The sequence below is a fragment of the Aggregatibacter segnis ATCC 33393 genome, assembly GCF_000185305.1.
Lineage (GTDB): Bacteria > Pseudomonadota > Gammaproteobacteria > Enterobacterales > Pasteurellaceae > Aggregatibacter > Aggregatibacter segnis.
This window is the reverse complement of the sequence record NZ_GL622200.1, coordinates 1,633,245-1,655,745: the sequence shown is the minus strand read 5'-3', so window position 1 is coordinate 1,655,745 and position 22,501 is coordinate 1,633,245. Positions and strand designations below refer to the sequence as shown.

Here is a 22,501-nt window from a genome sequence, read left to right as displayed (position 1 = left end):
GAAAAGAAAAATGCGCTTAAAACTAAGCGCATTTTTTATTCATTTTAAACTACCATTGGAAGCGATAGACGGCTTGTACGCCAAATGGTTGCTTGATGTGTTTGCCGTCTGCGCGATTCACTTCTACTCCCATTCGGTGATTGCCAAAACCGGCGTTAAAACCGACCGCACTTGTAAACCGACCGCGATAACTTTCTACATTGAGTTGGCTACCATTGTAGTTAATGTCGCTGTGGCGGAGGCGTGTCGTGATCGCATTCGCTTCCGCATAAGGTTGAAGTTTCCATCCTTGGCTCAACTCGAAGGTTTTGGCAAGGCGTAAACCGATTCGAGAAGAAATGGCAGATAAGCTATCTTCTTTTTCTTTACCGTTAATATGCGTCCAAGCCAATTGCGCTTGTGGAGTCACGGTCCATGCACCGGCTAATTGGAATTGTTTGCCGATTTCACTGCTTAACGTGTAAGCGTTGTAACGGTGTTTTTCCGTATGATTTGAGTTTGCGGTTAAGCGACTATATTGCGCAATATTATCTAAATAGACACCATTGTCAGCCATGTAAGTCCCGTAAACCCCAAGGGTTTGTCCTTTCACTTTTCCGTTGCCGTAATGATTGTTGAAGTCAATATTGGCTTGACTGTGTCCGACAAATCCGCCTAAACGTACCTTATCTGTCGCCGCTGCATCCGCACCAATTTGTAAGCTATGTACGTTTTGCTTAAAACCGGAAGTTTGACTTTCACCCGTGGAAAGTGCGGTGAGTTTTTGATGTGAATTGACGTTTTTCACCCAAATATTGCCTTTCTCACCGGTTCTAATTTCACCTAAACGTTGGTGAATGCCGTTCAATTCATTTTCGACCATCAGTAATTCCGCTTGGCGAAGAGACACTTGTGCGTTTGCGCTCTCAAGTAGTTGTGCGGTCGCCGGTAAAGATGGTGTAATACTTGGCTGTGGCTGTGGCTGTGGCTGTGGCTGTGGCTGTGGCTGTGGCTGTGGCTGTGGCTGTGGCTGTGGTGTGACTGCGCTTTGTGAGTGCGCTAGCACCCAATTTTTTCCTTCAGGGGTTAAGAAGTATTTATAAGCACCGAGCGCCACATAACCATTGGCATTCGCTAAGTGAAATTTTGCATTTCCAGTATTGGTTTCAACTAAGGTTACTTTACCGTTTGCCACATGCGTGCCGTGATCCGTCACATTAAGGTGATGATCACCTTCCGCTTTTCCTTTCACAACGATTTTATCGGTTTTGTTTTCAGCGATATTGGTATTGAGATCAAATGTGGTGGAGCCAGTGAGATCACCTTTAATCGTTAACGTTTTATATTCCGATGTCGGTTCAAATTTGACCGTTGAGTTTTGCGTATTCAAGTGATGAAGAATACTCGATTGATTAAAATTCCACTGGCTATTGGCTAATGTGACGTTTACTTCGGTTTTTGCCGGTCTTTGTGGGTTTTCAATAATTGCGCCACTCAGTTTGGAGTTGTTATCAGCAATAAGGTGCAAATGGAACGTGCTTGCTGCATTGGCATCAATTTCTTCCTCGTCTTCCTCATCAACTGGGAAATTCGGATCATTGATGGAAACGAGTGCTCGAGTGGTATTCAATTCGCTGTTATGTAAGTTCAGGGTAACGGTATGTTCGTCCCCAAGCGGTACAGCATGCAATCCATAACCGGCTTTAATCTTAGAATCCCTTAAGGTAACCGTCTGTGTGCCGCTGTCATGGAGGTTCATGAAGATACTTTTATCGTTTAACGTAGCGTTTAACTTTTTAGCATTGACGATTTGTTCTTCAGTGCGATCATTTCCAATATCAAAAACAGATTGTAAATCTTTATTTCCAGTAATAGTGACGTTTTCAATATTTACAATGTCTTTTCCGAAAAGCGTGTATGCCCCGTTGTTTTCACCATTCATGGTGATTTTATGGTTAGACGAATTAATAATAGACGTTTCTTGCGATTCAATTGCATTTGAGCCGTCATTGTTGAGTTCAATATCTGCTTGAGTATTGATTGTTGAATTACGGGACTCAATAGCAGCATTACCGTCAAAATTACCATTAGCATCAGGAATGTTGTGAATTTGAGAATAGTTTTTGTCAACGATGAGTTTTACACCCTGTTCTAAATTTGCTGTTGCACCATTGACATGAACTAATTGGCTGGATGTATAATCTTCTTTAAGCGTTGCTTTAACGCCTGATTTTAGTGTAATGACATTATCTTGTTTTGTTAGATCGAAAATATGAAATAAAGCATCAGATGATTGACTTGGTCGGCCTAGGCTAGTACTTGCACCCGTTTCTGTTTTTGCTTTGTTTTGGTAATTTCCTGCTTCAACGGTGACATTTACAGCATCGGCGAGTTGAGTCGCTGTATCGTTGATATACCACGTATTGCCGGGTCCTTGAATATATTTACAACCTGTTGTTGTATTACAAGTGAGATCCGTTGCCCATCCCAAATTTGCTAAACTTAATGCTGTTGCAACCAAACTTAACTGAAAAGTGCGGTTAAATTTTTTATTGTTTTTCATACTGATTCCTTAATTTTCCCTATAAAAAAGCCGATTTAAAAAATCGGCTTAATATAATGATATTTGATTAACCTTGCAATGACACGCGTTTCATATCTTTCATGTAACCACGCAATTCTTGGCCAATTAATTCTACCGGATGATTGCGGATTGCATCGTTTACATCGCGTAAGGTGATGTTGTCGATTTCCACGCTTGGTGTTGGTTCGCCGATATCGCCTTTGCGTAAGGTTGGCACTAATGCTTTTTGCATAATCGGGCCAGCAACGTTAGCAAATAAGTAGTTACCGTATTCCGCCGTGTCGGAAATCACTACATTCATTTCATATAAACGTTTACGCGCAATCGTGTTGGCGATTAACGGCAATTCGTGTAAGGACTCGTAGTAAGCGGATTCTTCGTAAATGCCGCTGGCCACCATGGTATCGAATGCCAATTCAACACCGGCTTTAACCATCGCAATCATTAACACGCCATGGTCGAAATATTCTTGCTCACTGATTTTGCCCTCATATTTCGGTGCGTTTTCAAAAGCCGTTTTGCCGGTTTCTTCACGCCATTTTAAGAGGTTGGCATCACCGTTTGCCCAGTCTTCCATCATCACACGGGAGAATTCGCCGCTGATGATATCGTCCATGTGTTTAGCAAATAAGAAGGCCAATTCTTCTTTTATTTGTTCTGCTAACTCGAACGCACGCAATTTTGCGCTGTTGGACAAGCGATCCATCATCAACGTGATACCGCCTTGTTTTAAGGCTTCGGTGATGGTTTCCCAGCCATATTGCACTAATTTGCCCGCATAAGCCGGATCTTTGCCGTCAGCCACTAATTTGTCGTAGCAAATGAGAGAACCTGCTTGCAACATACCGCAAAGGATGGTTTGTTCACCCATTAAGTCAGATTTGACTTCCGCCACGAAAGAGGATTCCAACACGCCTGCACGATGACCACCGGTTGCCGCCGCCCAAGCTTTAGCAATTTCTAAACCTTCGCCTTGTGGGTCATTTTCCGGGTGCACGGCAATTAATGTAGGCACGCCAAAACCACGTTTGTATTCTTCACGTACTTCTGTACCCGGGCATTTTGGTGCCACCATCACGACGGTGATGTCAGGACGGATTTGCTCGCCCACCTCAACAATGTTTAAACCGTGAGAATAGCCCAATGCCGCGCCTTTTTTCATCAACGGCATCACATCAGCAACCACTTTGGAGTGTTGTTTGTCCGGGGTGAGGTTAATGACTAGGTCGGCTTTTGGAATCAGTTCTTCATAAGTGCCCACTTTGAAGCCATTTTCACTGGCGCGTTGGAATGACGCACGTTTTTCTGCGATGGCTTCCGGGCGTAATGCGTAGCTGATGTCTAGACCAGAATCACGCATATTTAACCCTTGGTTTAACCCTTGTGCACCGCAACCTACGATCACGATTTTCTTGCCTTTCAAGAAATCAGCTTCAGTTGCGAACTCACTGCGATCCATAAAACGGCAGCGACCGAGTTGGTCTAATTGTTGGCGTAAGTTTAAGGTATTGAAATAATTAGCCATGATGTTTTCCTTTTGTGTGGGAGTGTTTGTTTAGATTTGGGTGATTATAGGGTGTTTTGGTGTTGCGTAAAGTGATATTATTGGGATTGTGTGTTGCAGTTTTTGCAATTACCTACATTTAGAGGAATCGGTTTCGCCGATGGCGACCTTCTTTCTTTAATTCGCTTCGCTCACACTTCGTGCCGTAGCTAAAGCAACGTTCAAAACACAAGTGTTTTGTGTTTGCCCAAAAAGAAAGAAGGCAAAGAAAAAGGCACTCCGACTAAACCGCTTATCCTTATTCCAATGCAATTTTTTTCACGCTAAATTTCGAACTCGCTTCGCTCAAACAAAGCGAAATTTAGCTAAAAATTGCATTTCCATAAGGGCGTCTTACACGGAGGAAATAATTTGTTTTTTAAAAAAGTGCGGTTGAATTTTTAGATATTTTTATTTCAAAAAAACATTCTTAGAAATGACCGCACTTTTGAATCTATTGACATAATACACTTTAAGTAGCGCTCGAATAAAATGGGGTCCCCATCTGAACCGCCTGAGCGATTTGCAATTTTTAGGAAATTTTCGTTTGTCTGAGCCGCTGGCGGCGAGTTCGAAAATTTTCGTAAAGAAAATTGCAACTGAGTGAAGATAAGCGGTGAAGCTGGGGTGTGTTTTCTTTTGCCTACTTTGCTTTGCACAAGCAAAGAAAAGTAGGTCATTCTCAATGAAATTGAGAATGAAACCTAACTTAAGATTAAAAACATGACTTTTAACGATCTCAAAATCTTCATCACCCTCACTCAAACCCAAAACTTCGCCAAAACAGCGGCGCTACACCATATGTCGCCGTCAACCTTGTCCCGCCAAATTCAAAAAATCGAAGAGGAACTGGGGCAGCAGCTTTTATGGCGGGATAATCGTCAGGTGTCGTTAACGCCGAATGGTGAGGTGTTTTTGGCGTTTGCACAGCAGCAGTGGCAGAATTGGATGTTGTTTCAACAGCAGTTGCATACCCAAGAGGAAGAGCTTAGCGGGGAGCTCAAGCTGTATTGCTCGGTGACGGCGGCGTATAGCCATTTGCCGGGGATTTTGGAGAAATTCCGTGCGCATTATCCGAAAGTGGAAATTCAACTGACCACAGGCGATCCGGCGCAGGCGGTACATTTGGTGCAGGCGCAACAGGTGGATTTGGCGTTGGCAGGGAAACCGCCGGTATTACCGAGTGCGGTGACGTTTCATTATATCGATGATATTGCGTTGTCGATGATTGCGCCTCGTGTGGCATGTTCGGCAACACAATTATTGCAACAAGAACCGATTAATTGGCAACAGGTTCCTTTTATCTTGCCGTTAGACGGCATGGCACGGCAGCGGATCGAAGAATGGTTTAAACAAAAAGGCATTAAACACCCGAAAATCTATGGCACCGTGGCGGGGCATGAAGGCATTGTGTCCATGGTGGCACTCGGGTGTGGTTTAGCCTTATTGCCCGATGTGGTGATTAAAAATAGCCCGTTGAACAGCCAAATTTCTACCTTGCAGTTAGAGGAACCGATACCCCCTTTTGAACTTGGTGTGTGTGCGTTGAAACCTGTCTTAGAGCGCCCTTTAGTGCGTGCATTTTGGCAGTTATTAGCGTAAAGTGCGGTCATGATTTAAGGAGTTTTTATGCTAAAAGGCGTTGCGTTTTCTTTATTTGCCTCTCTGCTGTTTGGCTACATGTATTATTTTTCTACGCTGTTGCTGCCTTTGAGTGGCACAGATATTTTCGGTTATCGCATTGTATTTACCTTGCCTTTTGTGGCGGCTGCTGTGATTTTGTTTAAACAAAAAATGGCGCTGATTGCCCATTTAAAACGCATTCAAAGACAACCGCACTTTGCGTTGGCTTTTTTCTTTACCGGTGCGTTGATGGGCTTTCAAATGTGGCTATTTTTGTGGGCACCTAATAATGGCAGCTCGTTGAGTGTTTCTTTCGGTTATTTATTGCTGCCTTTAGTGATGGTGGCTGCAGCACGAATTATTTTTAAAGAACGGATTTCTCGCATTAAGTTTTTAGCCGTATTTATTGCTGCCGTGGGAGTCATTTCCAACATCGCCTTAAAAGGGGAGATTTCTTGGGAAGCGTTGGTAATTTGCGTGGGATATACCACTTACTTTGTGGTACGTCGAATGTGGAAAATGACCGATCTTGCGGCATTTTTCTTAGAAATGTTGACCCTTTTGCCATTTTGTATTTACTTCGCCTGGCAAGTGGATATTGCCCAAGTACAACAAAGTAATCCGAATATTTTGGTCTTGTTGCTACTGCTAGGCTTAATTAGTGGGACGGCGCTCAATTCTTACATTCTTGCCAGTAATCATTTACCGATGAATTTGTTGGGCTTACTTGGTTATGTAGAGCCTTGCTTGATGGTAGGGGTTTCTTTGTTAATCGGCGAAGAAATTGATGCGCAAAGTTATCCGTTGTTTATTTGTTTGGTGCTTGCTATGCTTTTGATTATCACGGATGGCATTCTACAAGCGAAAACGCGCCAATAGCTTTTTTATAACTGTTCAAATAACGGCGTAATGTTCGGCATCACGCCACGCCATAAATGGAAAGTATGCGCAGCTTGCGCCAATAACATCCCGAAACCGTCGCTTCGGTTTTGCACGCCTAACGCACCACAGCGTGCTAAAAACGGCGTGTCTTTTTGTCGATCATATTGCATGTCATAAACTGCTTTTGCTGCTCGCAGAATCTCATCGTTAATTTGTATCGTACCGCCGTGCAGACCTGAGGAGGTCGCATTGATAATCACATCAAAGGATTGCGTGGGAAGTTGACTCAGTTCTACGGCACGAATATTGCCGTAAGGCGAAAATTTTTCTGCCAACAGTTGCGCTTTGGCTAAAGTGCGGTTAGCAATCACAATGTTTTGCTGTGCATGTAAAAGCGGTAGCAACACGCCTTTTGTGGCACCGCCAGCCCCTAAAATGAGTAGGGTTTGATTCGGCTTAATCCAATTCAATCGCTGTAAATCCGTCACCAATCCTGCACCATCAGTATTGTCCGCATACAGCGTGCCATCGTCTAATTTTTTCAACGTGTTGCAGGCTTCCGCTATCAGGCAACGCTCACTGTGTGCATCTGCCAGCTTGAACGCGCGCTCTTTGAAAGGCGAGGTGATATTACATCCTGCTGCGCCTTGGGCAAAAAATGCCAATAATTGCCGTTCAAAATCCTGTTCGTCGCCTAACATAGCATCGTATTGCACGTCTTGGGCGGTTTGTTTGGCAAAAATGCGATGAATTTGCGGCGATTTGCTTTGAGCAATCGGGTTGCCCCAAACGGCATATAACATGATTTATCCTTGGCGAAAAACTTGGTTGGTGAAAATGTCGCGAATTTCGGATGGATTTACCGCACCGCCCACAGACATATCTAGCACCGGAAAATCCGTGCCGAATTGTTGCGCCACTTCTTGTGCCGTGCGACAAGGCGGCTGTCCGGTTAAGTTGGCGCTGGTGGAGGTGAGAGCAAAGCCCGCCTGTTCGCATAATAGCTTAACGGCAGGGTGTTGGCTGATGCGCACCGCAATACTGTTAAAATCGCCGGTAAGAAATTTTGGGGTCGTTGTTTTTGCCGGGACGACCCATGTCGTTGGTCGATCATATTGCGTAGTTAAGCGTTGCCAATGTTCTTCCATCAAACGGCTTTCATCCATAAAAGGCAACAAAAAATCCAAGCTCGGCGCAATTAAAATTAGCCCTTTTGACATCGGGCGCTGTTTTAAAACAAGTAAATTTTCCACCGCACTTTGGCTGTTTGGATTACAACCTAAGCCAAAAACCGCTTCGGTGGGGTAGGCAACGACTTGCTGATTTTTTAAATGGTTAACAATCTCTTGTAAATTCATGAGGCTACTCGGTGGTAAAAATATGGCGGCAGGTTTTATTCACACATTGCCAAGTACGTTGTTCGCCCTGTTGTTTTTTTAATAAGGCTAAATTGCCATGGCATTGCGGGCAATCCACTAAATAAGGTTTAGTTGGCACGGAAAACTTACAATGCGGAAAACGGTTGCAGGCGTAAAATAGCTTGCCGGCACGTCCACGCCGCGCCACTAACTGCCCTTCTTTACATTCCGGGCAAGGTACGTGTTCTTCCGTTTCCTCTTCTGCTTCCTCATGCACCACAAAATGACATTCCGGATAATTGCTACAACCGATAAACATGCCGAAATGCCCTTGTTTTAACGCCAATAAATGTCCGCATTGGGGGCAAGTTTGTTCTAATATTTTGAGGGTTTTTACTTCGTTGGAAGCCTGTAACGGTTTTAAGTAATCACATTGCGGATAGGCAGAACAGCCGAGAAATAGCCCTTTTTTGCCTTGCTTTATTTGCAACAACGCACCGCAGTGCGGGCAGTGTTCCTCGTGTTTGGTATGTTGAAATAAAGGTTGATTCATGGCATGCCCTAAAAGTGCGGTGATTTTTCTCGACAAATATTAAAACGGTTCGCGCGCCATTCTACCGCAAGTTTTGCGCCTTTTGCCACCCACGAAATGAAAAAGCAAAAGGTCGGCAAAGGCCACGGATTTCCTTTATACTAACGCCCAATATCAGGAGGGAACATGTTTGCATTGGATATTGATTTAAATGTGTTATTGGGCGTTTGCGTCGCATTGGGCGTGCTTTGCCTTATTTTGCTTTTTATCAGCGCACGCCGGAAACGGGATAGCCTGGAATTACAACAGGATTTAAATAAAAACATTGAGGATTTTAATCGTTTATTAGAAAAATTTGATGCCGTTACTGCCCGTAAAAATCAATTAGAACAAGAGGTAGCGAAAGCGCAAACCACGGCGGATGGACTACAAATTCGCTTAAATGAACGGGATGAAAAAGTACAGTATTTGCAAACGGAACTAAACGAAGAACAGGCGCGCCATTCCGCCATCGCAGAACAAATAACGACGCTGAAAGAACGTTTTGGTGTGGCATCGGCACAGGCGGACAGCTTGCGCGGACAACTTGCGCAAAGCCAAGCGCAGATTGTCCGCAAAGAAGAATCGCTGGCAAATTTAACGGAAAAACACACCGCACTTTCGCAGGAACTGGCGGAATTGAAAACCACGTTAACGGAAAAAGAAAAGCATTTTGTCGAGCAGCAACAACATGTTGAACAAACCAAACAGCAGCTCAATACGGAATTTCAAAACCTCGCGAATCGTATTTTAGAAGAGAAAAGCCAGCGTTTTCAGCAAACGAACCAAGCATCGATGGACAGCTTGTTAAAGCCATTCCGTGAGCAAATTGAAAGCTTCCAAAAACGGGTGAATGAAATTCATTCGGAATCCCTTAAGGGCAACGCGGGCTTGGAAGCAGAAATTAAGAAAGTGTTGGAAATCGGTTTGAGTATGTCGCAACAAGCGAACAATTTGACTTCCGCTCTGAAAGGGGAAAAGAAAACCCTTGGTAACTGGGGGGAAATGCAGTTGGAGCGGGCGCTGCAATCTGCCGGCTTGGTGGAAGATGAACATTACACCGCACAGGCGCATTTTAAAAATGAAGAAGGCAAGCGCAATTATCCCGACTTTATTCTTAACCTACCGGATGAGAAACATTTGATTATCGACAGCAAAATGTCGCTTAACGCTTATGAAAGTGCGGTCAGTGCTGAAGATGAAATAGAGCGTCAGGCGTTTCTGCGCGAGCACATTAAGGCGTTGCGTAATCACATCGACGACTTATCCCGCAAAGATTACAGTAACCTTATCGGCGTACGTAGCCCGAATTTCGTGTTGATGTTTATTGCCGTGGAACCAGCTTACATTGAAGCCTTAAAAATGGATCCGAGTTTGTTCGGTTATGGTTATGACAAAAATGTCATTATGGTGTCACATACCACGCTGATGCCTATTTTACGTACGGTGGCGAACCTTTGGCGGGTGGAGCGCGGTAATGCGGAAGCGCGTGAAATCAGCGAAAAAGCCGGTGACATTTATAACCAAATCTGCTTGCTTGCAGAGCGCTTAGCGAAAGTGGGGAATAGCCTTTCCACCGTTAGTTCGCACTACAACAGCGCTGTCACGGCACTCGTGGGGCAACAGGGCTTGATAGGCAAAGTGGAACGCTTTAAGGCACTTTCCGCGAAAGCCAATAAAACCATGCCTGATATCGAACCGCTGCATCATGATTTTGAAACGGAACGGTTGTTGCTAAATAAAGAATAACAGTAATAAAAAAGTGCGGTAGAAAAACCGCACTTTTTGTTAACAGGGTAGATTCGACAAATACTTACAAGATCGAACTATTATTTATATAATTTTTCAACTTGTTCAGGGGAGAGCAATCTTTGGTGTTTGGTGAATTCTTTCCCTAAATAGTAAGCACCAAAGTTCGTTAAGTGGTCTTGATCGCCATAGAGATATTTCCCTTCCGCTATCACGCTGTCTTTAGGAAGATATTGTTGTGCATCAACCCAATGTGCATTTGGGATATCTTTAATTAAATCATGAATGATTTGGTTGCTTGCATCAATATCGCCCATTCTACGAATTGGCTCGAGATATTTATCTAGCCCATATTTAGCGAGGAGATGTCCTCGAATAGGGGAGCGGTTAATCGAACTATTATTGGCAAAAACATAAACAGGTTTTTCTGTTGCGAGTTTTTCCACCATTTTTCTAAATCGGATTTCAAAGTCAGGGACTAAATAAGATTCAGCTTCAAATCGCGGAACCGGTTGGCCTTCCATTCGAAGATCATAAAACTCAGAAATGAAAACAGCGTCGTATTTGGCTATTTCATTCCATTGTGATTGGCATTCCGGTGTCACTTCTCCATTTTTATCTACCAATACTTGGCAATCTGGACCTGTATTTAGAATATCCGCCTTCCAACCTTCTTGCGCACCAACATAATTTAAGAAATAAGCTAAATGGCCGGCATGTGAATCGCCAATTGTTAAGATTTTTGCTGGGAGGTGCGTATTCGTTTCTGCTAATGGCACTTCTTGCTCAATTTGTTCTTTCTCATTTTTGATCTGTTTTCTTTCATAGGTGTTATATCCAATCACTAAAACAGAAGGGATCACATAGAGATATAAAAATGCCTGTTTGAAACCTAATTTTGATTTTCTAATTGGCTGCTCAATTAGGTAATAACTTAAGATAGAGAAAAGTACGGTTAACGCCGTGACTAACAATACAATTTGATTATCTATTTGTTTGGTGCCCGTAATATAGTAGGCAAAAGAGATAAATATCCAATGGTATAAATAGAGTGAATAAGATATTTTTCCAATAAATACCATTGGTTTTGTGGAAAGCAGTTTTTTTACAATACTATCTTGCGTTGTGGTGTAAATGACAAGTGCAGCTAGTAAACAAGGTAAAACTAAACTTACTCTGGGAATAAAGACTAACTTGTTATGATAAAAATATAGGCAAGCCAGCAATAATAAAAAACTGAAATTCCCAATCAGGTTTTTATTAAATGTGTGATTTGCCGGTGGATTAATATTGTAAATGGCTAATAATGATCCAATAAGCAATTCCGGAAAGCGTAAATTGGAAAGATAATAAGTATTCGGTTGATGTAATACATCTTTATAAAAAGTGTTAGGAATAAATGAGGTTAATAACAACAGGATAAAGAGTATGAGTGTAAATCTAAAAATAGATTTTAAATTCCCGGCTTTTTTATATACAAAAAATAAAAACAAAGGGAAAATTAAGTAGTATTGTTCTTCAACAGCTAATGACCAAATATGTAAAACAGGGTTTTCTGTCGCATTAAGGTCAAAATAGCCCTGCTTAAAGCCCAAATAAAAGTTAGAGGAAAAAACAGCAGCAAGCTCAATGGTCTTTCTGAGTTGGTTAAAATCATTATAGATAAATAACGCAGAAGCAACCAAAGACACAAGGGCCATTACCACAATGAATGCCGACTAAATTCGCTTTATCCGGCGGGTATAGAAGTCTTTAAAAGAGAAGCGATTTTCTTGAATCTCATTAATGATGATGCCGGTAATGAGAAAGCCGGAAATAACAAAGAAAATATCTACGCCAAGAAAACCACCTGGTAGCCAATTGGCATTGAGGTGATAGATGATCACTGAAATCACCGCAATGGCACGAAGTCCATCTATTTCAGCACGATATTTAATTGAAGAAGACATGTAAATTCCTTAAAAAAGCGATAAAAAAAATCGCACTTTAGTGCCTTAAAGTGCGGTTCATTTTTTGATTGTTTTACACGTTGAAGCGGAAGTGCATGACATCGCCGTCTTGTACGATGTAGTCTTTCCCTTCCAAACGCCATTTGCCGGCATCTTTAGCACCGTTTTCGCCTTTGAATTGGATAAAATCTTCGTAGGCAATCACTTCGGCACGGATAAAGCCTTTTTCAAAGTCGGTATGGATCACGGCAGCCGCTTTCGGTGCGGTCGCACCCACGGAAACGGTCCATGCGCGCACTTCTTTTACACCGGCGGTAAAGTAAGTTTGTAAGTTTAAAAGCGCGTAGCCTGCACGAATGACACGGTTTAAGCCCGGCTCTTCAATGCCGAGATCTTGTAAGAACTCGAGTTTTTCATCATCATCTAGTTCGGCGATTTCTGCTTCAATTGCGGCACACACCGGCACCACGACAGAGCCTTCTTTTTCAGCAAATTCGCGGACTTTGTCAAGATAAGGATTATTTTCAAAACCGTCTTCATTCACGTTGGCAATGTACATGGTCGGTTTTAAGGTTAAGAAATTATAGCTTTTGATCGCCAATAACTCGTCTTTTTCTAATGGCACAGAACGAATCATGCCCGCTTCAGAAAGTACCGGTAAGATTTTTTCCATCACGGAAAGTTCGAATTTCGCATCTTTATCGCCGCCTTTAGCACGTTTTTGTAAACGTTGAATCGCACGTTCACAGCTGTCTAAATCGGCTAACGCCAGTTCGGTGTTGATGGTTTCAATATCGCTTAACGGATCGATCTTGCCCGCAACGTGTACGATGTCATCGTTTTCAAAACAACGTACGACATGGCCAATGGCGTCCGTTTCGCGGATGTTGGCGAGGAATTTATTACCCAAACCTTCGCCTTTACTCGCGCCGGCCACCAAGCCTGCGATATCCACAAATTCCATGGTGGTGGGCAATACACGTTCAGGTTTGACAATTTCCGCTAAGGCGTCTAAACGCGGATCCGGCATTGGCACCACGCCGGTATTTGGCTCGATGGTGCAAAACGGATAGTTTGCCGCTTCAATGCCGGCTTTGGTTAAGGCGTTGAAAAGTGTGGATTTGCCCACATTCGGCAGGCCCACGATACCACATTTGAATCCCATAATTTTTCCTTATTGGTGAAGAAAAGTGCGGTTGAAATTGACCGTGTTTTTTGACCGCACTTTTCGGTTAAATTTTAAAACTATTTAGTCGATTAGTGGCTTTGACGATGCCGTCTTTGAAAAGCAGTTCCACGCAATTTGCCGCTTCATCCAAGGCATTTTCAAGCGCTTCACGCTCACTGGGTGACGGTTTGTTTAACACATAACCCGCCACTAAATCACGGTGTCCCGGGTGACCGATCCCAATGCGCAGACGATAGAAATTGTTGTTATTGCCCAATGCGGCAACAATGTCTTTTAAGCCGTTGTGTCCGCCATGTCCCCCACCTAATTTCAGTTTAACGCTGCCGGGCGGTAAATCTAACTCATCATGCAGGACTAAAATTTCTTCGGGTTTGATACGATAAAAATTCGCTAATGCGCCTACCGCTTTGCCGCTTAAATTCATAAAGGTTGTCGGCACCAAAAAACGGATTTCTTTGCCGTTCATCAGCGTTTTTCCCACCTTCCCGAAAAATTTATTTTCCGCATTTAATGTGACATTAAACCGCCGTGCTAAGCGCGCAATTAACCATTCTCCGGCATTGTGGCGGGTGTCTTCGTATTTATCGCCGGGATTGCCAAGCCCAACAATTAACTTAATTTCTGACATAGTCTGTTTACGTGAATAAAAATAGTGGCGTATTGTAGCGGAAAGTCGGTTTTTTCTCAATGAAGGGAAAAGGAAACCGCACTTTAATTATCTAAAGTGCGGTCGTTTTTGAACGCGTTTTTAATCGCGGAAATTATTGAATTGGAATGGTTGTCCCAGTTCGGCGGTTTTGACGAGTTGAATCACGGCTTGTAAATCATCACGGGATTTGCCGGTAACACGGACTTGCTCGCCTTGGATTTGGCTTTGGACTTTGATTTTGGAGTCTTTGATCAGCTTGGTGAGTTTTTTCGCCATGTCGGTTTCAATGCCTTGTTTCAGCTTGATTTCTTTGCTGTACGTTTTGCCACTGTGTTCATAGTCAGCAGGGATGTCCAATGAAGTAGATTCGATGTTACGTTTAATGCACGCGTTACGTAAAATGTCGATGAGTTGCTCCACTTGAAAATCCGATTCGCTGCTCACTTTAATGCTTTCGTTTTTTTCGTTAAATTCGATGGCGGCTTGTACGTTACGGAAATCCCAACGATTAGTGAGTTCGCGGTTGGCGTTTTCCACGGCGTTGCGGATTTCGTGTCCGCTGATTTCGGAAACAATGTCGAATGATGGCATGGTTTTCTCCTTATTTCATTTTGTCGTTTGCACTTAAAATACATAAAAGTGCGGTTAAATCGGTGAAATTGACGATAACTTGCGCCAATTGTTGTACTTTTGGTTTGGCGTGATAAGCCACGCCGACATCGGCAACTTGCATCATGGCGAGATCGTTGGCGCCGTCGCCGATGGCAACGGTGTTTTCAGTGGCAATGTGAAATTGTTGTGCCAACTGTTGTAAGGTTTGCGCTTTGTATTGCGCATCCACAATGGCGCCTTGTACGTTGCCTGTAAGTTTGCCGTCAATAATCTCGAATTGATTGGCAGCAATGAAATCTAAGCCGAGTTTTTGTTGTAATACTTCGGCAAAATAGGTAAATCCACCGGAAGCAATGGCCACTTTCCAACCGTGATTTTTGAGTTCTTTGACTGTTTTGACTAATCCCGGCATCAGCGGTAAATGCTGTTTGACCTCTTGCAAAATGCCTTCCGGCGCATCTTTTAAGGTGGCAACCCGTTGGCGCAGACTTTGGCTAAAATCGAGTTCACCACGCATGGCGCATTCCGTAATGGCGGAAACCATCTCGCCAGTGCCGGCAAGTTTGGCGATTTCATCGATACATTCAATTTGGATGGCGGTGGAATCCATGTCCATCACAAGTAATCCTGCTTGCTTCAAACTGGCGTGAAAGTTTAACGGTGCAATATCCAGAGCTAATTCATGGGCAATACCAATCCACTCCGCTTTCCACTCACCTTTGAGCAATACCACGGTGTTATGCAACACATTCCACGCGGCAAAACACAAAAAATTTTCACCGCACTTTTGCTGAAAGGTTTGTAACTTTGTGAGATTTAGGTTGTCGGAATAGAGAATAAACGCCTGATCCGAGTGATAGGGTTTGTCAGCAATGAATGGCGCAGGAAGTTCAGAAAAATGCGCCATAATGGCGTTAAGATTTTGTGTTTGCATAAAAATCCTGTAAATTGTGGCGGTTTTTAAAAGCACAGTATTCTAGCTTACTTATTAAACTTTGGGGAAAATAACTTGCATTTAACAAAAGAAAAAATGATTAAGGTGATGATGTTTCTCGGCATCATTTTGTTATGTGTGGGTATCATGGCAATCATTTTATTTGGCGTACAACAATTTAAAATCGGCTCACAGCTAGCCAGTGTAAATCAGGTCGCTAATATTTCTCATTTATTGGCACGCCAGCAAGCGAATCTATTTTCGATGTTGTTAGTGAATAACCCAAAAACGGAACGATTAGTGGAAAATTTGGATAATTTTACCAAAGAAGAATTTGTACTGGATGCGGCAGTGTATGCGCGTAATGGTGAATTATTAGCACAAAGCACCAACTCGTCAGATATACGCAGTTTGTTGGGCTTGGATAAAGAAGAAAAGGAAGCTGATTCTCAGCAAATTGTGGAACCTATTTATTCCCCAAACGGCCTGGAAGGCTTTTTACGCGTCACTTTTGATGCCAAATATGGACAAACGACCCAAAGTAAAATTAATCAAATTTTTTACCGATTATATGGCGAAATCGTCATTGTTTTCCTTGTTGGTATCCTTTTTGCCAGTAGTTTCCATTATTTCCTTAGCCACTATCGCCGTAGCTGTAACCATGTTCATGTTGTGGAAAAAACACCTACGCCAAGTAACAAAACAATGCCATCCACGAGCAAAGCGTTTCATCAGCGTCGGAGACGAATGCGATAGGGAAGTGCGGTGGCTTTTATGATCGTTTTTTCTTTAGGAAAAATTAAAATACACAAAAACAAAAAACCGCTCGTTTGAGCGGTTTCTTTTTTAATGGTAAGGCAAAAATTAGGCTAATTTTTTGATTTGAGCAGCTAATTTAGATTTGTGGTTTGCTGCTTTATTAGCGTGGATTAAGCCTTTAGAAGCCATGCGGTCAACAACTTTTTGCATTTCAACAAATGCTGCTTCAGCTGCTGCTTTCTCACCCGCTGCTACTTGAGCATAAACTTTTTTGATGTAAGTACGCATCATAGAGCGTTGGCTTGCGTTGTGTTGACGGCGTTTTTCAGATTGAACCGCACGTTTTTTTGCTGACTTGATATTAGCCAAGGTCAAACTCCTAAAAATTTCTGTTAGTTAATAGTGACAAAATAGGGGCGTAAATATGCCGATTTCTTATACATTTGTCAACGGGAATTTTGTGTTGATTTCGGTGAGACACAACCGAACGTTGGCATCGTTATGCTTAACAAGCTCTTTCTAAACGGGCTCACCAAACGATGTGCGCGGGATTTTAACAGTTTTTTCCCTTAGAATATAGCGTAAAAACGAAATTTCTATACAATTAGGCAAATTTTATCATTCAGAGTAATTCGTTTTGAGCAAAAGATTATTAAAATCCGGCATGATCGTGAGCGGTATGACGCTCGTTTCGCGTGTGTTAGGCTTGGTGCGCGATGTGGTGATCGCCAATTTAATTGGTGCGGGTGCGGCGGCAGACGTATTTTTATTCGCCAACCGTATTCCTAATTTCCTCCGCCGATTATTCGCCGAAGGGGCGTTTTCACAAGCGTTTGTGCCGGTGTTGGCGGAGTATCAAAAATCCGGTGATTTATCCAAAACCCGCGAGTTTATCGGCAAAGTGTCCGGTACCTTGGGGGGCTTGGTTACCGTCGTTACGTTATTGGCGATGATCGGCTCGCCGGTGGTCGCGGCCATTTTCGGGACAGGTTGGTTTGTGGATTGGTTGAATGACGGGCCGAATGCGGAAAAATTCACACAAGCCTCGTTGCTGCTCAAAATTACCTTTCCTTATTTATGGTTTGTGACCTTCGTTGCGCTGTCCGGTGCAATTCTGAATACCATAGGCAAATTCGGTGTGATGTCGTTCTCGCCGGTGTTGCTCAATATTGCCATGATTGCCACCGCACTTTGGCTGGCTCCGCAGTTGGAAAATCCGGATTTAGGCTTGGCTATCGGGATCTTTCTCGGCGGGTTATTACAATTTCTGTTTCAACTGCCTTTCTTATATCAAGCCAAATTATTGGTGAAGCCAAAATGGGCATGGCATGACGAAGGTGTGAAGAAAATCCGCACGCTGATGATCCCCGCCTTATTCGGTGTTTCCGTGAGCCAAATCAACTTGCTCCTTGATACCTTTATCGCCAGTTTCTTAATGACGGGCTCCATCAGCTGGCTGTATTATTCCGACCGCTTGTTAGAGTTTCCTCTTGGGTTGTTCGGTATCGCCATTTCTACAGTGATTTTGCCGACCCTTGCCCGCCATCATGTAAACCGCGATGATAACGCCAAAAGTGCGGTGGATTTTCGCAACACAATGGATTGGGGCGTACGCATGATTTTATTGCTCGGCGTGCCTGCCATGATCGGCATTGCCGTGTTGGCGCAACCGATGTTGCTCGTGCTGTTTATGCGTGGCAGCTTTACCTTTAGCGATGTGCAATCAGCCTCTTATTCCCTGTGGGGCTTTAACGCAGGGCTTCTGAGTTTCATGTTAATCAAGATTTTGGCGAATGGTTATTATGCCCGCCAAGACACCAAAACGCCGGTGAAAATTGGCATCATTGCCATGGTGAGCAACATGGCATTCAATCTGTTAGCAATTCCTTTCAGCTACGTGGGCTTGGCAATTGCCTCTGCCATGTCGGCAACGTTAAACGCATATCTGCTTTATCGTGGCTTGGCAAAAGCGGACGTTTATCATTTCAGCCGTCAAAGTGCGGTGTTTTTTCTGAAAGTTTTTTGTGCCGCCGCCATGATGGGGCTATTGGTTTGGTATAACAGCCCAACACTCATTGAATGGAATGCCATGAGTTTTCTTACCCGCGTGCATTGGCTAACGTGGTTGATCGTTTTAGCCGCAATGGTTTATGGTGGAATATTAGTGTTGTTAGGTATTCGTAAACGGGATTTGATGGGCGTGCACACCGCATGAAATTAGCTTTTGTGACGCCTTAATTTATGCGTATAATACCGAAATCTTTTTTCACTGAAATTAAATGGAACAAATTTAACAATGCAGCTGATTCGTGGCTTGGGAAATTTACCGCAAAATTTGCATACTTGCGCGTTGACTATCGGCAATTTTGACGGCGTGCATTTGGGACATCAAGCCATTTTGCGTCATTTGCGGACAAAAGCTGATGAGTTGCATTTACCCATGGTGGTGATGTTGTTTGAACCGCAGCCACGCGAGTATTTCTGTGCCGAAAATGCCCCTGCGCGCTTGATGCGTTTGCGCGATAAATTGCGTTATCTCAAACAGGCAGGCGTGGACATGGTGATTGTGGCAAAATTCGACCGCACTTTTGCCGATTTACCGGCGCAACAATTTATTGAAGATTGGCTGGTACGCAAATTAAACGTGAAATTTTTAAGCATTGGTGATGATTTTAAATTCGGTGCCAAACGCCAAGGTAATTTTGTGCTGTTGCAACAAGCCGGTGAAAAGTTTGGTTTTACCGTAGAGGATAACCGTAGCTTTTGCTTAGATGCGCTGCGAATCAGTAGTACAGCGATCCGCGAGGCGTTGGCGAATGATGATTTAACGTTGGCGGAAAAATTACTTGGACGTCCTTATCGTATTTTAGGTCGCGTGATTCATGGCAATGAGCTTGGTCGCACCATCGGTTTTCCGACCGCGAATATTCGCTTGCATCGTCAAGTAAATCCGGTCAAAGGGGTTTACGCGGTTAGAGTGCGGTTAAAATCCGGCGCGTTTTTTAATGGGGTCGCTAACATCGGCACCCGCCCGACCATCAACGGTGTGAATCAATTATTAGAAGCGCATTTATTCGATTTTCAAGGCGATCTTTATGGTCAATGGTTGGATGTAGAACTCTGTCATAAAATCCGCAATGAAATGAAATTTCCCTCTTTTGACGATTTAAAAGCACAAATTGCGAAGGATGTAGAAACGGCGAAAAACGTTTTCAAAACTGACCGCACTTTATAGAACACAAATTTTAATTTTTACATAACACTGGAATATAAAATGACTGATTATAAAAATACCCTTAACCTTCCTGAAACGGGCTTTCCAATGCGCGGCGATTTAGCCAAGCGCGAGCCTGTGATGTTAAAAAACTGGTATGAAAAAAACCTTTATCAAAAAATTCGTGAAACCTCAAAATGCAAAAAATCCTTTATTTTGCATGATGGTCCTCCGTATGCAAACGGTAACATTCATATCGGCCATGCGGTGAATAAAATTCTGAAAGATATTATCGTGAAATCCAAAACCGCATTAGGTTTTGACTCGCCTTATATTCCGGGTTGGGACTGTCACGGTTTGCCGATTGAATTGAAAGTAGAAGGCTTAGTGGGCAAACCAAACGAGAAAATTTCTGCGGCTGAATTCCGTGCGAAATGCCGTGAATATGCCGCGGAACAGGTAGAAGGTCAGAAAAAAGACTTTATCCGTTTAGGTGTGTTGGGCGATTGGGATAATCCTTATTTAACGATGAACTTCGACACTGAAGCAAACATCATCCGTACCCTTGGTAAAGTGATTGCGAATGGCCACTTATACAAAGGTTCAAAACCAGTGCACTGGTGTTTGGATTGTGGCTCTTCTTTAGCTGAAGCAGAAGTGGAATACGAGGACAAAGTTTCTCCGTCTATCTATGTTCGTTTCCCTGCAGTAAGTGCGGTTGAAATTGAAGAGAAATTTAACGCAGTAGGCAAAGGCCATGGCAAATTATCCGCGGTGATTTGGACAACCACACCTTGGACAATGCCATCTAACCGTGCGATTGCGGTAAATGCAGACTTAGAATACCAATTAGTACAACTTGGCGATGAGCGTGTGATTTTAGCTGCTGAATTAGTTGAATCCGTAGCGAAAGCCGTGGGCGTAGAACAAGTTGAAGTTTTAGGTTCAGTAAAAGGTCAGGCGCTTGAGTTAGTATGCTTTAACCATCCGTTCTATGATTTCACTGTACCAGTGATTTTAGGTGATCACGTGACCACTGATGGTGGTACAGGTTTGGTACACACTGCACCGGATCATGGTTTGGACGACTTTATTGTAGGACAAAAATATAATTTACCAATGGCGGGTCTTGTATCGAATGACGGTAAATTTATTTCAACCACTGAATTCTTTGCAGGCAAAGGCGTATTTGAAGCTAATCCATTGGTTGTTGAAAAATTGCAAGAAGTGGGCAACTTATTAAAAGTTGAGAAAATCAAACACAGTTACCCACACTGCTGGCGTCACAAAACCCCGATTATTTTCCGTGCGACTCCGCAATGGTTTATCGGTATGGAAACTCAGGGTTTACGCCAACAAGCATTAGGCGAAATCAAACAAGTTCGCTGGATTCCAGATTGGGGTCAAGCACGTATCGAGAAAATGGTTGAAAACCGCCCTGACTGGTGTATTTCCCGTCAGCGGACTTGGGGTGTGCCAATGACCTTATTTGTGCACAAAGAAACCGAAGAACTTCATCCGCGTACTTTAGAGTTGCTTGAAGAAGTGGCGAAACGCGTGGAGAAAGCCGGTATTCAAGCATGGTGGGATTTAGACGAAAAAGAATTATTAGGGGCTGATGCAGAAACCTATCGCAAAGTGCCTGATACTCTTGATGTATGGTTTGACTCAGGATCAACCTATTCTTCTGTGGTGGCGAATCGTCCGGAATTTAACGGCCAAGATATCGATATGTATTTGGAAGGTTCCGACCAACACCGTGGTTGGTTTATGTCTTCTTTAATGCTTTCTACCGCAACAGACAACAAAGCGCCATACAAACAAGTATTAACTCATGGCTTCACGGTGGATGGTCAAGGCCGTAAGATGTCAAAATCTATCGGTAACATCGTGACACCACAAGAAGTGATGGATAAATTTGGTGGTGATATTTTACGTTTATGGGTGGCTTCTACCGACTATACCGGTGAAATGACCGTTTCCGATGAAATCTTAAAACGTGCAGCAGACAGCTATCGTCGTATTCGTAACACGGCACGTTTCTTATTAGCGAACTTAAACGGTTTTGATCCGCAACGTGATGCAGTAAAACCGGAAGACATGATGAGCTTGGATCGTTGGGCGGTGGCTTGTGCGTTAGAGGCGCAAAACGAAATCAAAGATGCTTATGATAACTATCAATTCCACGCCGTAGTGCAACGCTTAATGCGTTTCTGTTCTGTGGAAATGGGCTCGTTCTATCTTGATATTATCAAAGACCGTCAATACACCACCAAAGCGGACAGCCTTGCGCGTCGTAGTTGCCAAACCGCCTTATGGCACATTGCAGAGGCGTTGGTACGTTGGATGGCACCGATCCTTTCCTTCACCGCAGATGAAGTGTGGGGCTACTTGCCACAAACGGCGACGACACGTGCAGAATTCGTCTTCACTGAAGAATTCTACGAAGGTTTATTTGGCTTAGGCGAGAACGAAAAATTAGACGATGCTTACTGGCAACAACTGATCAAAGTGCGTTCTGAAGTGAACCGCGTGTTAGAAATCGCCCGTAACGACAAAGTGATCGGTGGCGGTTTAGAAGCGGAAGTGACGGTTTATGCTAACGATGCATATCGTGCCTTGTTAGAGCAATTAGGCGATGAATTACGTTTTGTGTTAATTACCTCAAAAGCGGAAGTGAAAGCATTAGCAGACAAACCGGCAGATGTGGCTGCTGGCGAGTTAGAGGGGATTGCAGTAAGCGTTGCTCGTTCTCACGGCGAAAAATGCCCGCGCTGCTGGCATTATTCCGACAAAATCGGCGTGAATCCGGAACATCCGACACTTTGCCCACGTTGCGTAGAAAACGTTGCAGGCAATGGCGAAGTCAGACGTTTCGCTTAATCATGCAGTAAAGCCTAAATAAA

General features: G+C 43.4%; 17 protein-coding genes and 1 pseudogene. 7 read left to right on the top strand and 11 right to left on the bottom strand.

Annotated elements, in window-relative coordinates; genetic code table 11:
• Window positions 1-49: 49 nt before the first annotated feature.
• Window positions 50-2,542 (bottom strand): autotransporter outer membrane beta-barrel domain-containing protein, encoded by a 2,493-nt coding sequence (locus HMPREF9064_RS01720; protein WP_006719327.1) that lies wholly within the window; start codon window positions 2,540-2,542, stop codon window positions 50-52.
• A 67-nt stretch (window positions 2,543-2,609) separates the two neighbouring features.
• A complete protein-coding gene (gene ilvC / locus HMPREF9064_RS01725) occupies window positions 2,610-4,088 on the bottom strand; it encodes a ketol-acid reductoisomerase (protein ID WP_006719325.1) in 1,479 nt (492 codons plus the stop codon).
• A gap of 741 nt (window positions 4,089-4,829) precedes the next feature.
• Here ilvC and ilvY point away from each other — a divergent pair.
• Together ilvY and rarD are read left to right on the top strand one after the other, a co-directional pair.
• Window positions 4,830-5,708, top strand: coding sequence for an HTH-type transcriptional activator IlvY (gene ilvY / locus HMPREF9064_RS01730; protein ID WP_006719322.1), 879 nt, complete (start codon window positions 4,830-4,832; stop codon window positions 5,706-5,708).
• 27 nt (window positions 5,709-5,735) lie between these two features.
• Entirely contained in the window at window positions 5,736-6,608 is an 873-nt protein-coding gene (rarD, locus tag HMPREF9064_RS01735) for an EamA family transporter RarD (protein ID WP_006719320.1), read from the top strand.
• 5 nt (window positions 6,609-6,613) lie between these two features.
• Here the strand turns inward: rarD and aroE are convergent, their stop codons facing one another.
• The 3 genes from aroE to HMPREF9064_RS01750 are packed head-to-tail and all read right to left on the bottom strand — an operon-like array spanning window position 6,614 to window position 8,522.
• Window positions 6,614-7,414, bottom strand: a complete 801-nt coding sequence (gene aroE, locus HMPREF9064_RS01740; RefSeq protein WP_006719319.1) for a shikimate dehydrogenase — start codon at window positions 7,412-7,414, stop codon at window positions 6,614-6,616.
• A 3-nt stretch (window positions 7,415-7,417) separates the two neighbouring features.
• Window positions 7,418-7,969 (bottom strand): Sua5/YciO/YrdC/YwlC family protein, encoded by a 552-nt coding sequence (locus HMPREF9064_RS01745; protein WP_006719318.1) that lies wholly within the window; start codon window positions 7,967-7,969, stop codon window positions 7,418-7,420.
• A 4-nt stretch (window positions 7,970-7,973) separates the two neighbouring features.
• Complete coding sequence (locus HMPREF9064_RS01750) at window positions 7,974-8,522, bottom strand: DNA topoisomerase family protein (protein WP_006719317.1); 549 nt, start codon at window positions 8,520-8,522, stop codon at window positions 7,974-7,976.
• Between the two features lie 165 nt (window positions 8,523-8,687).
• On the opposite strand from HMPREF9064_RS01750, the gene rmuC reads away from it, so the two are divergent.
• Complete coding sequence (gene rmuC / locus HMPREF9064_RS01755) at window positions 8,688-10,289, top strand: DNA recombination protein RmuC (protein WP_006719316.1); 1,602 nt, start codon at window positions 8,688-8,690, stop codon at window positions 10,287-10,289.
• An 80-nt stretch (window positions 10,290-10,369) separates the two neighbouring features.
• Here rmuC and HMPREF9064_RS09645 read toward each other — a convergent pair.
• The 5 genes and pseudogenes from HMPREF9064_RS09645 to serB form a co-directional block, all read right to left on the bottom strand.
• Window positions 10,370-12,238: pseudogene (locus tag HMPREF9064_RS09645) on the bottom strand (acyltransferase family protein).
• Between the two features lie 73 nt (window positions 12,239-12,311).
• The gene (gene ychF / locus HMPREF9064_RS01765; RefSeq protein WP_006719313.1) at window positions 12,312-13,403 is read right to left on the bottom strand and encodes a redox-regulated ATPase YchF; all 1,092 of its coding nucleotides are present in this window, start codon (window positions 13,401-13,403) and stop codon (window positions 12,312-12,314) included.
• A gap of 67 nt (window positions 13,404-13,470) precedes the next feature.
• Window positions 13,471-14,055 (bottom strand): aminoacyl-tRNA hydrolase, encoded by a 585-nt coding sequence (pth, locus tag HMPREF9064_RS01770; RefSeq protein ID WP_006719312.1) that lies wholly within the window; start codon window positions 14,053-14,055, stop codon window positions 13,471-13,473.
• A gap of 120 nt (window positions 14,056-14,175) precedes the next feature.
• Window positions 14,176-14,667: a YajQ family cyclic di-GMP-binding protein gene (locus tag HMPREF9064_RS01775; protein WP_006719311.1), complete on the bottom strand. Its 492-nt coding sequence runs from the start codon at window positions 14,665-14,667 to the stop codon at window positions 14,176-14,178.
• Window positions 14,668-14,677: 10 nt separating this feature from the next.
• The gene (serB, locus tag HMPREF9064_RS01780; protein WP_006719310.1) at window positions 14,678-15,622 is read right to left on the bottom strand and encodes a phosphoserine phosphatase; all 945 of its coding nucleotides are present in this window, start codon (window positions 15,620-15,622) and stop codon (window positions 14,678-14,680) included.
• A 75-nt stretch (window positions 15,623-15,697) separates the two neighbouring features.
• Between serB and HMPREF9064_RS01785 the strand changes: the two genes are divergently transcribed.
• Window positions 15,698-16,378 (top strand): YtjB family periplasmic protein, encoded by a 681-nt coding sequence (locus tag HMPREF9064_RS01785; RefSeq protein WP_006719309.1) that lies wholly within the window; start codon window positions 15,698-15,700, stop codon window positions 16,376-16,378.
• A gap of 108 nt (window positions 16,379-16,486) precedes the next feature.
• Here the strand turns inward: HMPREF9064_RS01785 and rpsT are convergent, their stop codons facing one another.
• The gene (rpsT, locus tag HMPREF9064_RS01790) at window positions 16,487-16,750 is read right to left on the bottom strand and encodes a 30S ribosomal protein S20 (protein WP_005548279.1); all 264 of its coding nucleotides are present in this window, start codon (window positions 16,748-16,750) and stop codon (window positions 16,487-16,489) included.
• Window positions 16,751-17,018: 268 nt separating this feature from the next.
• Here rpsT and murJ point away from each other — a divergent pair, with 268 nt between their 5' ends.
• The 3 genes from murJ (at window position 17,019) to ileS (ending at window position 22,478) form a co-directional block, all read left to right on the top strand.
• Window positions 17,019-18,596: a murein biosynthesis integral membrane protein MurJ gene (gene murJ / locus HMPREF9064_RS01795; RefSeq protein ID WP_006719308.1), complete on the top strand. Its 1,578-nt coding sequence runs from the start codon at window positions 17,019-17,021 to the stop codon at window positions 18,594-18,596.
• Between the two features lie 81 nt (window positions 18,597-18,677).
• Window positions 18,678-19,616 carry a bifunctional riboflavin kinase/FAD synthetase gene (gene ribF / locus HMPREF9064_RS01800; protein WP_006719307.1) on the top strand — a complete coding sequence of 313 codons (939 nt, stop codon included), beginning with the start codon at window positions 18,678-18,680 and terminating at the stop codon, window positions 19,614-19,616.
• Window positions 19,617-19,655: 39 nt separating this feature from the next.
• A complete protein-coding gene (ileS, locus tag HMPREF9064_RS01805; RefSeq protein ID WP_006719306.1) occupies window positions 19,656-22,478 on the top strand; it encodes an isoleucine--tRNA ligase in 2,823 nt (940 codons plus the stop codon).
• The last annotated feature ends 23 nt before the right edge of the window (window positions 22,479-22,501 follow it).